The organism is Vibrio sp. RM-41-2B, assembly GCF_024744415.1.
In the GTDB taxonomy this organism is placed as follows: Bacteria; Pseudomonadota; Gammaproteobacteria; order Enterobacterales; family Vibrionaceae; genus Vibrio; species Vibrio diabolicus.
The window spans coordinates 186,135-200,540 of sequence record NZ_JAMQWD010000005.1 but is presented as its reverse complement, the minus strand read 5'-3'; the positions used below and the strand labels follow the sequence as shown (position 1 = coordinate 200,540).

At 45.5% G+C, this 14,406-nt stretch carries 15 protein-coding genes and 1 pseudogene; 10 read left to right on the top strand and 6 right to left on the bottom strand.

What is annotated here, in order from left to right; genetic code table 11:
* The first annotated feature begins 315 nt into the window (after positions 1-315).
* Positions 316-1,833 (top strand): phospholipase D family protein, encoded by a 1,518-nt coding sequence (locus tag NB463_RS04360; protein WP_053808079.1) that lies wholly within the window; start codon positions 316-318, stop codon positions 1,831-1,833.
* 89 nt (positions 1,834-1,922) lie between these two features.
* Complete coding sequence (locus NB463_RS04355; RefSeq protein WP_145534410.1) at positions 1,923-2,510, top strand: class I SAM-dependent methyltransferase; 588 nt, start codon at positions 1,923-1,925, stop codon at positions 2,508-2,510.
* Positions 2,511-2,560: 50 nt separating this feature from the next.
* On the opposite strand, the gene NB463_RS04350 is transcribed toward NB463_RS04355, so the two are convergent.
* A complete protein-coding gene (locus NB463_RS04350) occupies positions 2,561-3,031 on the bottom strand; it encodes an ASCH domain-containing protein (RefSeq protein ID WP_258431895.1) in 471 nt (156 codons plus the stop codon).
* 200 nt (positions 3,032-3,231) lie between these two features.
* On the opposite strand from NB463_RS04350, the gene NB463_RS04345 reads away from it, so the two are divergent.
* Together NB463_RS04345 and NB463_RS04340 are read left to right on the top strand one after the other, a co-directional pair.
* The gene (locus NB463_RS04345; protein ID WP_258431893.1) at positions 3,232-4,077 is read left to right on the top strand and encodes a tetratricopeptide repeat protein; all 846 of its coding nucleotides are present in this window, start codon (positions 3,232-3,234) and stop codon (positions 4,075-4,077) included.
* A 13-nt stretch (positions 4,078-4,090) separates the two neighbouring features.
* Positions 4,091-4,486 carry a DUF2391 family protein gene (locus NB463_RS04340; protein WP_005373896.1) on the top strand — a complete coding sequence of 132 codons (396 nt, stop codon included), beginning with the start codon at positions 4,091-4,093 and terminating at the stop codon, positions 4,484-4,486.
* A 9-nt stretch (positions 4,487-4,495) separates the two neighbouring features.
* Here NB463_RS04340 and soxR read toward each other — a convergent pair whose 3' ends face one another.
* Positions 4,496-4,927 carry a redox-sensitive transcriptional activator SoxR gene (gene soxR / locus NB463_RS04335; protein ID WP_005392679.1) on the bottom strand — a complete coding sequence of 144 codons (432 nt, stop codon included), beginning with the start codon at positions 4,925-4,927 and terminating at the stop codon, positions 4,496-4,498.
* Between the two features lie 200 nt (positions 4,928-5,127).
* Here soxR and NB463_RS04330 point away from each other — a divergent pair, with 200 nt between their 5' ends.
* From NB463_RS04330 to fusA, 5 genes and pseudogenes are all read left to right on the top strand, one after another.
* Positions 5,128-6,336, top strand: a complete 1,209-nt coding sequence (locus NB463_RS04330) for an MFS transporter (protein WP_258431892.1) — start codon at positions 5,128-5,130, stop codon at positions 6,334-6,336.
* Positions 6,337-6,492: 156 nt separating this feature from the next.
* Positions 6,493-7,374 carry a LysR family transcriptional regulator gene (locus NB463_RS04325; protein ID WP_257081041.1) on the top strand — a complete coding sequence of 294 codons (882 nt, stop codon included), beginning with the start codon at positions 6,493-6,495 and terminating at the stop codon, positions 7,372-7,374.
* 101 nt (positions 7,375-7,475) lie between these two features.
* Entirely contained in the window at positions 7,476-8,480 is a 1,005-nt protein-coding gene (gene dgcN, locus NB463_RS04320; RefSeq protein ID WP_258431935.1) for an N-acetyltransferase DgcN, read from the top strand.
* A 50-nt stretch (positions 8,481-8,530) separates the two neighbouring features.
* Positions 8,531-9,523, top strand: a complete 993-nt coding sequence (dgcA, locus tag NB463_RS04315) for an N-acetyl-D-Glu racemase DgcA (protein WP_258431891.1) — start codon at positions 8,531-8,533, stop codon at positions 9,521-9,523.
* A gap of 293 nt (positions 9,524-9,816) precedes the next feature.
* Positions 9,817-11,841, top strand: a pseudogene (gene fusA, locus NB463_RS04310) (elongation factor G).
* A gap of 75 nt (positions 11,842-11,916) precedes the next feature.
* Here the strand turns inward: fusA and NB463_RS04305 are convergent.
* Positions 11,917-12,111 (bottom strand): hypothetical protein, encoded by a 195-nt coding sequence (locus NB463_RS04305; RefSeq protein ID WP_005392673.1) that lies wholly within the window; start codon positions 12,109-12,111, stop codon positions 11,917-11,919.
* Between the two features lie 210 nt (positions 12,112-12,321).
* Here NB463_RS04305 and NB463_RS04300 point away from each other — a divergent pair, with 210 nt between their 5' ends.
* Positions 12,322-13,116 (top strand): aminoglycoside phosphotransferase family protein, encoded by a 795-nt coding sequence (locus NB463_RS04300; protein WP_258431890.1) that lies wholly within the window; start codon positions 12,322-12,324, stop codon positions 13,114-13,116.
* On the opposite strand, the gene nqrM is transcribed toward NB463_RS04300, so the two are convergent.
* From nqrM to NB463_RS04285, 3 genes are read right to left on the bottom strand one after another with little or no spacing between them, the layout of a single operon-like run.
* Entirely contained in the window at positions 13,094-13,303 is a 210-nt protein-coding gene (gene nqrM / locus NB463_RS04295; RefSeq protein WP_005392671.1) for a (Na+)-NQR maturation NqrM, read from the bottom strand. The genes NB463_RS04300 and nqrM overlap by 23 nt on opposite strands.
* Before the next feature lies 1 nt (position 13,304).
* A complete protein-coding gene (locus tag NB463_RS04290; protein ID WP_065646366.1) occupies positions 13,305-13,820 on the bottom strand; it encodes a NifB/NifX family molybdenum-iron cluster-binding protein in 516 nt (171 codons plus the stop codon).
* Positions 13,817-14,107, bottom strand: coding sequence for a DUF134 domain-containing protein (locus tag NB463_RS04285; protein WP_005392669.1), 291 nt, complete (start codon positions 14,105-14,107; stop codon positions 13,817-13,819). The genes NB463_RS04290 and NB463_RS04285 overlap by 4 nt, the downstream gene beginning before the upstream one ends.
* Positions 14,108-14,406 lie beyond the last annotated feature (299 nt).

Sequence of the window (14,406 nt, the reverse complement as noted above, 5' to 3'; positions counted from 1 at the left end):
GACTTAACTCTTCTTTTGAATAGCAAGGGACGTGCCAGGCATTTATTTATTAAAATTCAAATAGTTATTATCACTCAACTATTTTAACCAGTGTGCTATTGGTCATAATCACCAGATATTAGTGATTATGACCAATTCAGACACAATCATAATTAAAATAAATGATTATCTGCGTTCAAAAAGGTGAACTTAATCCCGAGAACATGACAATTCATTGATTAATAGCCCGTTATCCAACCTTGTTGGATGCATGCTGCGGCAACTTAGGTCTATAATTTCTGATAAGTAACACTCTGTAAGACAAGGAAATGTACTTTGTTACATACACTCGCTAAGCTGCTCTTCCCTTCTTTATTCACAATTTTATCGGCATGTTCATCCGTGTCATTGAACGATCCCAGTGAAAAATCCACTAGCTTCCAACTTGGGTATCAAGGTGACTCTGTGCTTGCACAGTACTTTGAAGCTTACGGGAAAGACCCAAAGTCAATCACTGGCTTTTCTCCTTTAAATCAAGGACACGATGCCCTTCTTGCTCGCACTTCTCTAATCGAGTCCGCACAAAAAAGCCTTGATCTTCAATACTATATTTACCGTGGTGACGAAACGAGTCAGCTAATAACGTGGCGCTTGTATGAAGCTGCAAAGCGTGGAGTCCGAGTAAGGCTGTTGCTTGACGATATGCAAAAGCGAAACGATGACGTGATGGCTGCCCTCAATGCACATCCTAATATCGAAATCCGCTTATTCAATCCGCATCAGTATCGCGACTCCCGCTGGTTCGCACTTGCCAGTGACTTTGAACGTCTTAATCGCCGTATGCACAATAAATCTCTGATTGCAGACAGTGTTTCTGCCATTGTCGGGGGTAGGAATATCGGCAATGAGTACTTTTCTTTTGAATCACAAGTCGAATTTGGTGATTTTGATCTACTGCTCTATGGTGAGGCGGTACAACAAACTGCAGATCAGTTCGACCTCTATTGGAATAGCGCCTATGCGATACCAATGGAATGGATAACACCGGACTCACAGCAAATTACCGACCTGGCGATTCAAAAGCAGGTCGACAAACTCCAGCTAGAGGAAAAGTTCTCAACCGGCCGTTATGACTTCACTAAACTGGATATGTACCAAGCTCTCAAACAAGGCAATCTCAAGCTCTACTGGGGAGAAGCAAAAGTATGGTTTGACTTACCCGATAAAGTTGCGACCCGAGAGAGCCAACTTATTGATAATTTAACGGAGCTGGTTAAAAGTGTTGAACATTCATTTGTTCTTATCTCCCCCTATTTCGTCCCAACCGAAGTCGGCACTCAAGCATTGAGTAACGCGGCCAAGCGAGGCGTTGATATCACGATAGTGACCAATAGTCTCGCCTCTAACGACGTGTTTGCCGTGCATGGTTGGTACGCAAAATATCGAACAGACCTACTCGAAGCTGGGGTCAAGCTATGGGAAGTAAAAGCGAGCGCGAAACTCAAAAGCAAGTGGAGCCTCACGGGGAGCAGCAGAGCAAGTTTACACGCAAAAGCAATGACGATTGATGACAAAACTCTGTTTGTTGGCTCGATGAACTGGGATCCACGTTCAGCCGCTTTGAATACCGAAATGGCCGTTGTTATCGAACAGCCAGAATATGTGCAAATGTTTCTAGAACAACTGCCGAATCAATTGTCGAATAACGCCTATGCCTTAACTCTACGCGACGGAGACATTGTCTGGACTGACATAAAAACAGGCAAAGAATATGATTCTGAACCAGAGGCCGGAGTATGGCGAAAAATGGGCGCTTGGTTCTCCGGCATATTGCCAATTGAAGAGCAGCTATAACAATTGCCAATGTTTCAAAACCTCCCCGATAAAGCAAAACAAGAATGGGCACTAGATTTGGGGAAACACAATAAATACGAGGAAGTTCAATGTCAGCGCAATGGAACGAGTATTATCAGAAAATTTTAAACCAACCTCACCGCCCAAACGTGGAAAATGCCATAAACCTACTGAAACTCGAGAACAAAGTCGCTCTTGATATTGGCTGCGGAATAGGTCGAGACAGTCATTTCCTCCTCGAACAGGGGTTTAACGTTCACGCATTTGATAGCCATGAAGATGCAGTAAAAACTTGTTTAACACGCTTTGAAGGCCAGAAGCGTTTCTCAATTTCACAGTGCTGTTTTACTGAGTTTGACTACCCTCAATGCAGCCTGGTTATCGCGAATGCCAGTTTGTTCTTTTGCCCGGACGAAGGCTTTGAGCAAGTTTGGACCAAAATAGACAGTGCCTTACAACCTGGCGGTATCTTTTGCGGTGATTTCTTAGGAGTAAAAGACTCCTGGGTTGCATCAGAAATGCATCCGAACATTACCGCATTAACGAAAAAGGAAGTGGAAAGTTTATTCGCGGATTACGAACTCATTTCATTGAATGAAAGAGATGAAGACGGAACCACGGTAGTCGGAAGCCCAAAACACTGGCACATGTTTAGTGTGACCGCTCGCAAGCGCTAAAAGCGGTCTCTCAAGAAAGCAGCACTTCAAATAAGTGCTGCTATCAGAGATTAATTGACTGGATACACCACTTCAAAACGTTCCAAAACTAGCGTACGTTTCTCATGCCAATCTATGTTCAACTCATCGCATTCAGCTTTAAAAAATGCAGTATGCGCGTCACGCCACCAGTTTAAGGTTCTATCACCTTCACCTTCTGCGTAGGCAAACTCTGCGGTTACATCCTCATATTTGCATGTGCTGACATCAGTAATTCGTATTACACAAACGGGGTCCCCGTTCCAATTCGTGACGACTTGTAAATGGCCGACTTGTGGCATGGTTTCGCCATGCTCTCGATACCAAAGCTCCATGCTGCAAGAGGCGGTTTTCTGTCCAATTCGAACCAAATCGGCGCATACGTTGGCGTTGTATTCATCGGCACAATAATAGTCAGCACTAACTGATGGTACGACAGTTCTTTGTTCTGGTGATAATAATTTTAGATACTGCTCTAAGTAATCCTTAGCTCGCGCGTCCATGCTCACTCCATTAATCATAAATTCGCAAGGAGGATAAAAGATATCACGGCAAATAACCACCAGGAACAAACTGAAAAACAACAAGAATATGACTTTTACGTAGACGACAATTATTTCTTTTGTAATAACTTTGCTAAACGTTTGTGCTATTTGCTATTGTTGCATGGTCTATCTGTACTCTTCTCGTGAAAGGACGTTTTATGCGCTTATTTATTGGTATTTTTTTCTCGCTGATACTTTCCTTGCCGACAATGGCATCGGACGAAAAGTATTCAGAATCGGATCTGTTAGATAGACCATTAATGGAACGCTATATTTTAGATGAGCTAAAAGCACTGCGTCAGGACTATCAGAGCCTAGAAAAACGAATGATCACAGAGATCACCGACCGCGAGCTGACGGTTGCGGATAAATCGTTGAACTATGCCAACGTGACCGTAACCTACTTCTTCTACATCATCGCAGGTGTCGCATCGCTGATCGCCTTTGTAGGCTGGCAATCTCTGCGTGAGTTTAAACACAACACCAAAGAGATGGCGGATAAACGATTAGAAAAGATCGCCCAAGAATACGAGAAGAAATTTGTAGCACTGGAGCGAGATTTAAAACGCAAAACTCGCATTATCAGTGAAAACAATAAAGAAATTGAGAAAATCAACGAGATCCATAACTTATGGTTGCGTGCGCAAAGCTCACAAACACCAGAGCAACGTATTGAAATCTATGATGAGATCTTGCTGATTCGCCCAGGTGATTTAGAAGCGTTGACTTACAAAGCAGACGCCGCGATGGAAATCAACGAATACCACTGGGCACTGAGCATCTGTAACCGCGTACTTGAAGTCGATTACACCAATGGTCCGGCACTGTATCAACGTGCTTGTGCATACTCTCGTCTTGGCATTGAAGAGCAAGCCATTGAAGACTTGGAACGCGCTATTGAATACAGTCCATCTATTCGTGACTTGCTTGCCGAAGAGCGAGACCTCGAATTGCTGCATGGTAACGAGCGCTTTGAAAAGCTCTTACACCTAGCAAACGAATAATGGAATGAGCAGCATGAGTAGCCACTTTAATTTAGAAGACGCCAGCCAAGTGTTGGTTGGCGCTTTTGCCCTAGCCGTCCCCATCTCTTTTTCTGAAGAGGCGTGGCGACTGGGTGAAAGCTTGCCAATGGCAAACCTGCTCATGCTGTTAAGCCTTTCTGTCATTTTCCTCAGTTTTTTCGCCTATCAAAGCGTGTTCCAAAGCCACATAAAAAATCGCGTATCCATTTTTATTTTTCGTGTGGTTATCGCGTACCTCATTGCGGCCGTTGTGGTGGCGTTAGTTCTTTTCTGTCTTGATAAGCTGCCACTCATGAATGAGCCTTTGGTTGCGATAAAACGGGTCATTGTCATCACAATGCCGGCGTCAATGGGCGCGATCGTGGTGGACAGTTTCGACAAAGAATAGGAATAACACCTACTCTTCTAACGTTAAGTTAGAACCCGAGTGGTCTTTGCCTAACACATCTTCTGGGTTTCGCAGTGCGCAGGTTTCTAACGACAAACACCCGCAGCCAATGCATCCGCCCAAATCGTTTTGCAGGGCTTTGAGCTTTTGAATTTTTTGCTCCAACTGTTCATGCCAATGGCTCGCCATGACTTCCCATTGCTGTTTGTTTGGCGCTTGATGTTTCGGCAGCTCATCTAGCGCATGTTTGATTTCTTCTAACGACAACCCGACTTGCTGGGCCGCTTTAATCACCGCGACACGGCGCAAAACGCTACGGTGGTAGCGGCGCTGATTGCCTTGATTTCTCCAGCTCGAAATCAGTCCTTTTTGCTCGTAAAAATGTAGGGCAGATACTTTCACTCCAGAACGTTTTGCCACTTCTCCTACGCTGATTTCCATCCTTGACTCCCTGTGTATCAATTTTGTTAAAAAATGCTTTACCTCAAGTTTACTTGAGGTTTTAAAGTTGCACCATCTTAATTAACGCTAAACCCAGATGGTCTCGAAATAATGCGTTCGGAATGAACAAGTTGGTCGACAGACATAGCACCGTTATAAGTCAACGTTTTGAAATCTAAAGGGAACTTGAGGCAAACATAATGAAAAATAAAACTCAGCCGTACTTAGCAGGCCGCTTCTTCGACAGTATCTCCTCTGGCTTATTCATGATGGCGCTGCCATGGGTCATGCTTTCCGAACCTAACATGGGTACATTCGTCGCTTTAGTTTCTCTGAGCTGCACCGCGATTGCTTTTCTGGCAACGCCTTTCTTTTCCACTTTAGTTGACCGACATTCACGCAAAGTACTACTCGTGCTCAATCAATGGATTCAATCGGGCATGGCTTTGGTGGTGTTCATTGCTTATTGGTTGGGTTTTGAGTCCCACTGGCTGCTGGCTTTTGCGCAATTGGTGTATTGGGTTTCGAGTAATTTTGCATGGACGACCAACAACGCCTTCACCCAAGAAAATTATCAGCATCACGAATACGCAAAAATTTCGGGTCAGCAAGAAATTGTAATGCAATCCACGACCCTAGGAGCTGGTGCGTTGGGTATTGTTTTGCTTGAAATGTGGGGAATGAAAGAGTTTGCTTTGTTTGCAGCCAGCGCATCCGCTTTGGCGGCGATGTTTTATATTCTGACGCCGTATACCCAACAATTAAGGGTATCAAAATCTGTCGCTTTCATCGCACAACTCAAAGAGAGCCAACAAATATTCCGTCTCGAACCCCGCTTTTATGGCTTTATTCTGCTCTCTTGTCTCTCTTATCCTGCATTGACGTATTCGAGCAAATTGGTGCCGATTTGGTTTTCTGAACAAGGCATCTCTGGCGATTGGTTTGCAGGGTTCAACATCAGTTTTGGTCTCGGCTCGTTGCTAACTGGCTTCTTTGTCACCAAAGTGCTGAGTCGCGCCTCCCATAGCCACATTATGTTTGCTTCGATGGTCATGGTATCTCTGGCGTTTATCGGAATGAGTTTTGCGATAAGCCCTCTCATCATCTTGTTGTTTACGGCGCTGTTTGGCGTATTTAATGCGCTAAATCGCATTGCGAGAGTCAACTGGATGCATCACACCGTAGCGGTTCATCAACGAGGTCGTGTTGATGGCGGCATCAGCATGTTTTCCACCACCATTCAATCTCTCAGTTACGTCCTGATTGCGATGTTGAGTCATTACGAGCTAACACAATACGGTTTTGCAATAGCAGCTGTTGTCATGGTGTTAGCAGTGGTATTGATGGGATTACTCAGCCGAGACGTCGAGCCGTTTAACGACCTGCCCCTTCATGCAGCGGCAAAGTGAAGCATAGAAATTGAGAAGTTGAGAAATTGAAAAAGCGAGATAAGAAGATAACCAAAATCGTCTTCCTAATTTTCTACACCAGCACTTTTTTCCTCTATCGCTCATCAGCAAGGTTAGGTATTCTGAGGCGACCAACATGAGCAGAAGGAAATCGCAGTGAACTTAAGACAATTGGAAGTCTTTTACGCCATTATGCAAGCAGGAACGGTGTCTGGTGCTGCTCGCTTACTGCACGTTTCCCAACCTAATGTCACTCGAGTTCTCGCCCATACAGAACAACAACTGAGCTTCGCTTTATTTGAGCGTGTAAAGGGGCGTCTCGTTCCCACTCAAGAAGCCAAAGCCTTATTGCCAGAGGCAGAAAAGGTCTATCAACAACTCGGACAATTTCGCTCTCTGACCAACAAAGTCAAACAGGGAACTCAACATTTACGAGTCGGTGCCCCGCCTGTTTTGGCCGCACACTTGTTAGCGCCGACTGTCGCGTTGTTGTCGAAAGAGCACGGCATCTCCTTTGAGCTCTTAACGGCCAATCGCGATGAGCTGTGCTCCGGGTTGCTGAAACATGAATTGGATGTCGCCATCGCGTTCGGTGAAGAAACACCACCAGCGATCATGGGGCACGTATTATTGAAAGAAAACTTAGCACTGATCGCTCCTAAAAGCGCAGCGATACCCGTAGAAAAGACCGTCATTTTAGAAGAACTCATCAGTCACGATTTACCCATTATCGGTTTAGATAGTCGAGACCCTCTGGGCTTGCTGTTGCATCAAACCTTGTCAGCGCGTGACGAGCATTATCAACATGCCATCACCGTACGCAGCTACTCCGCGGCGGCTGAACTGGTGAAACACCAAGCAGGGTTCGCCATTGTAGACCCATGGACCGCAAAACAATATTGCCAAGATGATGCCGTATCCGTGCATGCTTTGGAGCCAAACATGTCCTTCTCTGTCTCTATTTTATTCGCAGAGCACACACCTCAATCCATTGCGACAAAGCAATTTATCACCGCCCTAAAACAACAGATGGTTTAAAGGTATAACTTGAAGTTATACCTGCCTAACAAATAAGCATTCGGTTTCCTAAATCAGTCTGGCTACATTAATGAGCAATAACAATGACGAAGGGAACCATCATGCAAATTGCTCAACCTTACCTACTCTTTCTTGGCGATGTAACCGATCCACTCGCAGCAAAAACCGCGCGTGGCATTTACCAATGGCGACCTGAGATTTGTCTTGGCCAAATCCGCCTGACGCCAGAAACCGTATCGCTTGGTTTAACCGACATGACACTACAACAAGCGCAGCAGCAAGGAGCAAAAACGTTGGTGCTTGGCACAACAAATCCAGGAGGCGTCATTCCCGAAGCTTGGCAAGCTACCTTACTTGAAGCGGCAGAAATGGGATTTGAAATTGCATCGGGCATGCACCAACGTTTGGCGGAGTTTGCTCCTCTTGCCGATCTAGAACAACGCGGATTAACCAAACTGTATGATGTTCGCCATTATGATGCCCCGCTCAAGGTCGGCAATGGCAAAGCTCGCGCAGGCAAGCGAGTACTTACTGTAGGGACAGATTGCTCCGTTGGCAAAATGTACTCCGCCCTTGCCATTGAACACACATTAAAGCGTAAAAACTGTCGCGCAGAGTTCAAAGCAACGGGTCAAACGGGAATTCTCATCTCAGGCAGTGGCATTTCAATTGATGCCGTAGTTGCCGATTTTATCTCCGGCGCAGTAGAAGCGATCAGCCCCGACTTCACTGACCACGATTGGGACATCATCGAAGGGCAAGGTTCATTGTTTAACCCTTCGTTTGCTGGCGTAAGTTTGGGCTTACTTCACGGCGCACAAGCTGACGCTCTGGTACTGTGCCATGAGATTGGTCGCCCACACATCCGCAACTTACCACATGCGAGCTTGCCAACCATTGAACAAACGATAGAAGCGAATCTGGCCGCTGCTCGCCTAACAAATCCAAAAGCTCAATTAGTGGGTATTTGCTTAAACACTTCGGCGATCAGCGAAGAAGATGCTGCCCAGTTATGCCAGGATTGGAGCGACAAATATCAGGTGCCCGTCACCGACCCTGTTCGTTTTGGCGTTGATGCGGTTGCAGATAGGCTTCTTACGATTTAGGAAACATTTACGGTTTAGAAAATAACTGCGGTTTAGGGAAAACTAGTGAGATGAAAATTCATGTAGAACCCGTCACGATTGCTATGGCGACACCATTTCGCATCTCTCGCGGCAGTCGGACAGAGTGCCACGTAGTCCGCGTGACAATTGAACACCGAGGCATGATCGCCCAAGGAGAATGCACGCCATACCCTCGTTATGGTGAATCGGTTGAATCGGTAATTAAGGCGATTTCTCACGCCGCGCATGAACTGCAAAGTTTGTACGCCAAAGGCGAAGCTGATGCGATGGCTATCAAAAGCCAGCTTCAATCGTTATTGCCCGCAGGAGCGGCAAGAAATGCATTGGATTGCGCGCTTTGGCATCTTCACGCGCTTTTGAACCACAAGCAGCAGGTTCACGACCTCTTTACGTTACCCGAGGCGATTGTGACGGCGATGACGGTTTCTATCGACACGCCGCAAGCGATGGCAAAACAGGCGCAAGCTTACCTTAGCCAAGGCGCAAAACTGCTAAAAGTAAAACTGGATGGTGACAACGTGATTGAGCGCGTTGCAGCAGTACGCGATGCCGCGCCGCACGCACAAATTGTCTTAGATGCGAATGAAGCGTGGCAAAACCTCGACCTCGCGACGGTATTTGATCAACTCGAACCGTTTAATATCACCATGGTCGAGCAACCGTTGCCACAAAACTGCGACGACGCACTCGCCAGCATTTCGCACCCCATTCCACTTTGCGCCGATGAAAGTTGTCACACCAGAGAGCAATTACATCAGCTGGTTGGCAAATATGAAATGGTGAACATTAAGCTAGATAAAACGGGCGGGCTCACAGAAGCACTATTACTAGCCGACGACGCCCAAAAACTCGGTTTTAGCCTCATGTCCGGTTGTATGTTGGGGACGTCGCTGGCAATGCGAGCTGCGTTACCTATTGCTGCTCAGGCGAGCGTTGTCGATCTTGATGGCCCGGTGTTGCTCGGACAAGATGTAACGCCGAGCTTGGTTTATCGCGACGGCGAAATCGTTCTTTCCAAATAGCCTAAACAATCCAGAGGTTTTGCTCCAAAAGTCAGAACCTCTGAGTTTATGATCTCGATTAAAAAACAATCAGCCCCATCATGAAATAAGTCACATAAATTATACGGTTATTACGGCATGCTAAGATTACAGTAGTCCAAGAAGGTGGTCTTATGCATCGAGTCATCCGGAAAATGACATGGAAGACGAATAGGCGGTAATCCCGCCCTACTCCAATGCAGTGCGTGGGTTTCTATAGCAACCCACTTCCTAGCAATTCGTAGGTTTTTCACGCCATCTTGCAAGGAGGCTCTATGCCTATCAACAAAATACGCAATATCGCTTTTGTCGGCCAAACAGGGACCGGTAAAACCACGCTGATAGAAAAACTGCTCTTCACCTGCGATGCCACGCACCATTTAGGCAGCGTAGAAAAAGGCGATACCGTTACCGACTTCGACCCTCAATCCATCCAATATCAACACAGTATTGAAGCAACGCCAGTCGCACTGCGCTGGAATAAACATCGGCTCAATATCATCGACACTCCGGGACAAAACGAGTTACTTGGCCGTACGATCAGCGTCTTTCCTGCCGTTGAAACATCCGCCCTTGTCATCGACCCTCAAACCCCACTAAACCAAACTTCCGATCGCTTATTCACCTTTGCTAAAGAGCAGCAAAAATGTCAGATGATCATCATCAATAAGCTCGATAACCACGGTAGTCAGTTAGAAAGATTGATGGAGAACATCGTTGAGCATTTTGGGGACCACTGCTTGCCGATCAACTTACCTTCGGCTGACGGGGAATCTGTAGTTGACTGCTATTTCGAACCAGAATTGGGACGAGAAACCTTACTTGCGACGGTAGATGAAGCTCATGAGACCTTGATTGACCAAGTTATCGAAGTCGATGAAGAACTGATGGAACTGTATCTGGAATAAGGTTCCGAACTCACCGCAGAGCAACTGCATGATCCATTTGAAGAAGCACTGAGAACTGGACATGTGATTCCGGTCTGTTTTGTCTCAGCACAAACCGGCGCGGGCGTCGAGCTTCTGCTTCGTACCTTGGCGGAGATCATGCCCATGCCAAACGAGGGTAACCCTCCTCTATTGGAAAAGAACGGCAAAAAAATCAAAGTAAATTGCGAAACCTTAGAGCACACCGTCGCACACGTGTACAAAGTCAGCGTCGACCCATATATGGGAAAACTTGCCTACTTACGTGTGTATCAGGGTGAAATCAATGCGGGCAGCCAGCTTTATATTGGCGAAAGCAACAAGGCATTTAAAGTTGGGCACTTATATCAACTGCAGGGCAAAGATAGAACTGAGATCCCTCGCGCGCTTGCAGGCGACTTCTGCGTTTTAGCCAAAGTGGATGATCTCGAATTCGATTCAATCGTTCATGACTCTCACGAAGAAGATGGTGTTCAACTTAAAACGTTGGACCTTCCTGACTCCATGTATTCTTTGTGCTTGAAGCCTCTTAAGCGTGGAGATGAGCAAAAATTGGGAGATGTGCTGAATAAAATCGCCAGTGAAGATCCTTCGCTGCGCATCGAACATCGCGCTCGCACCAACGAAACCATCATCAGCGGCCAAGGGGAGTTTCACCTCAAAGTCGCATTAGAAAAGATGGCGAACGTGTACAAGCTGGACGTCGAAACCTGCCAACCAAGCGTCGAATACTTTGAAACCATCACCAAACCTGCCGAAGGGCATTATCGACACAAAAAACAAAGTGGCGGTGCAGGCCAGTTTGGTGAAGTGCAATTGAAGGTTCGCCCACTCGAGCGCGGTGCCGGATTTAAGTTCATCAACAAAGTGGTGGGTGGTGCAATTCCAACCGCGCTTATTCCCGCGGTCGAAAAAGGTATTTTACAAGTACTCGAAGAAGGAGCGATTTCCGGCAACCCAATCAAGGATGTGGAAGTCACCGTTTATGACGGTAAATATCACTCCGTCGATTCGAAAGAAATTGCGTTTGTCATCGCAGGTAAGAAAGCCTTTTTAGATGCGATCAACAACGCTGATCCTATTGTGCTGGAGCCCATTGTCCAAATGGAGTTACACGTCCCAACCACAAACGTCGGTGACGTGTCTGGGGATTTGTCAGGTAATCGAGGATTAATAGAAGGCACCGAACCGATTGATGGCCAATTCACGTTGTTGAAAGCCAAATCGCCAGTAAACGAGTTGCAAGATTACGCTCGTCGATTGCGAGCTATCACGGGTGGTGAAGGCAGTTTTAGTATGACTTTAAGCCATTACGAGCCCGCGCCACCAGCAGTGCAAAAACAAGTCTGCCAAGGCAGTGCTCAACAAGGTTAATTCCCTGCGATTAAAATCAATCATACAAATAAAAAAGCGCCCTCATTTTGAGGGCGCTTTTAGGTAAATTAAAATTTATTTATCGAGAGACAAACCGATCTGACTGATTTTATTTTCAAACTCTTCGATGCTGTTCGCTTTGTAAGTCGGAGCACCGTTAAAGTAGCGCGGTTTCTCTGGCAGCATCGCATTTTTCAGCTCTTGTTCTTGATCGACATTGTCATGATAAACCGTTACACGATTTGGAATATCCTGCTTTATTACAGCCATATTGGTTCTCCTTGTTTAAATCGAATATTAAGCGTAGAACGTGGTTAACGATGCGTAAAAGCCACTGTGTAAAATTTAGACACTAGCGACAATTTTATACTCAAACCATTGCATTATTTTGTTTCAATGTTCTCTTTAAGTATTCTTGGAGCACACACCTTTCGCGTTTAAGGTAAGTGAAGGTTCCACCATCAAAAAACAGGATGTCTCATGTCAAGGCAAGAGCTTAACCAGATGGGCAGTGCCAAAGTTTATCTGGTAGAAAAACACGGCATTTCATTCATTGAAAAACAGCAGGTAGAACAGGTTGAGGTCGCTTTTTATCAACACCAGGCTAAACCATTCAATGAACTTGGCATTCTTGTACCTGAGCTCATTGATTACGATCACCAACAAAATACGTTACGAATCGAGTATATCCCGCACTCTGTCAATCAAGAATTCCTGCTTGAAGAGCCGCGCGTGATAGAACAACTAGCTAAAATACATAGACTATCTCCGACATCAAATGGTGTTTATCATCCTCATCAGTGGACACAACCTGCCACTTCCCAAGCTTTAAGCACGCTCAAACTAGACGCAAAAACAGAGCGGTTCTTCTATCAGCTACAAGAGCAATCCAGCCCGCTTTTCAACGCCAAAAATTTGATCTCTGGAGACACCAATGCCGGGAACTGGGGGCGACGAGATAATGGCGATTTGGTGCTGTTCGACTGGGAACGTTTTTCGACAGGGCATATCGCGATAGATTTAGCGCCACTAGTCAAGGGCATGGGCACATTCGAAGATTATCTTGCTGTGGCGCATACCTATACCAAGACGGCAAATCAAGGCGATGCGAGTAATTTAGCAAGAACGATTGCAATAGCTAAAACGTGGATGGTGGTAGAAGTGGTGAACATACTGGTCTCGAGACAGAACCCGCAGACCAGTAAATACATTGACTGGTTTAAACACACCTTACCGAAATGGGCAAAAGATCTTAGCGCTCAGATGACGAGTTAGGTTCGGATATTTGATACAAACGTCTTTCAGGCTCGGCACAAGAGGTTTCACAATTGCACACCTTATCAACACCGACATTATTCAATCCGCCACAACTCCCTTGAATACGCTTGTTGTGGAAAATGACGCCAAGCGACATCAACAAAATGATTGCGAGAAAACCAAGAAAGGTAAATAACCAAACCATATTAACCTGCCTTATTAGCCATCGTCTTTAGCCTAAGTATAGCAGGGCGAGATGTCACTTTAAGCAGCCCTGTTGGTGCTTTCGGTCTTGCCAGCAAGGAGGGTTTGGATTTTTTGCCACCACAACCACAGGAACCGCAACCGCCTTTTGGCTTGTGAGCATTTTTCTTATGATTGTTTGAGGGACGACCTTGAGACGGCTCAATGAGAGGCTCTCTTGGAACCGCAAGTACATCTTCCAATGAGCTACGGGTAGAAAGCCTGAATACTTGCGTGCCACTACGAAGTAATTTTTCTAGTGCGCGTTCACCGATATTTCGTACAAGTACAGCCTCCACATTATACTCTTGCAGAGACTGAACTAACTGAGACTTCGCATTGCAACCTGCTTGTGGCATCGAAGCAATGTTCGCTAAGTTTTTTAGCATACCGTCAGTATCAGAATAAATAGCAATATATGGTGCTTTAACAAAGTGGTTTGCCACCCGCTCACCATCATTAGGAATAGCATAAATCATAAGTTTGACTCCTCATCCGGAAAAACTAATGCATGACCTTCAACTAAACTTTTTGCGACTTTCAATCTTGCACTTTTTACTGTGTTACCAAAAGTTTGTCTAGAGACGCCCATCTGTTCAGCAGCTTGCTGCTGGCTAAGACCCTCTAAATCGGCCAAACGCAGTGCTTCTAGCTCTTCTGGTAATATGGCGACTTGCTCCAACTGATGAAATGGCACGCCATTGGGTTTGAAACAATGGTGTGCAGCACGTCCGCATATTCGTCTTTCTATCTTTGGTCTTGCCATCATTATCCCTCGAAAACACAGGGTCAAATTACGCCTTAAGTTGGCATATGCCAATAACATTTTTAGCATATGCCAATAAACTAAGTTTGCAAAAATCGACACGATAAATACGTAAGACATCAGGATTAATTAGACATCTAAAAATTTACAAACTTTGGTGACAAACGAGCAAAAAGATCAATTCTAATTATCTAGATAATAAAAACGTTAGTTTGCGCAGACTTTTCATACAAATACGCGCTAATGTATTCATTTTATTGGAGAAGAAAAACTATAATCCGATCAAATCATTCATTTGA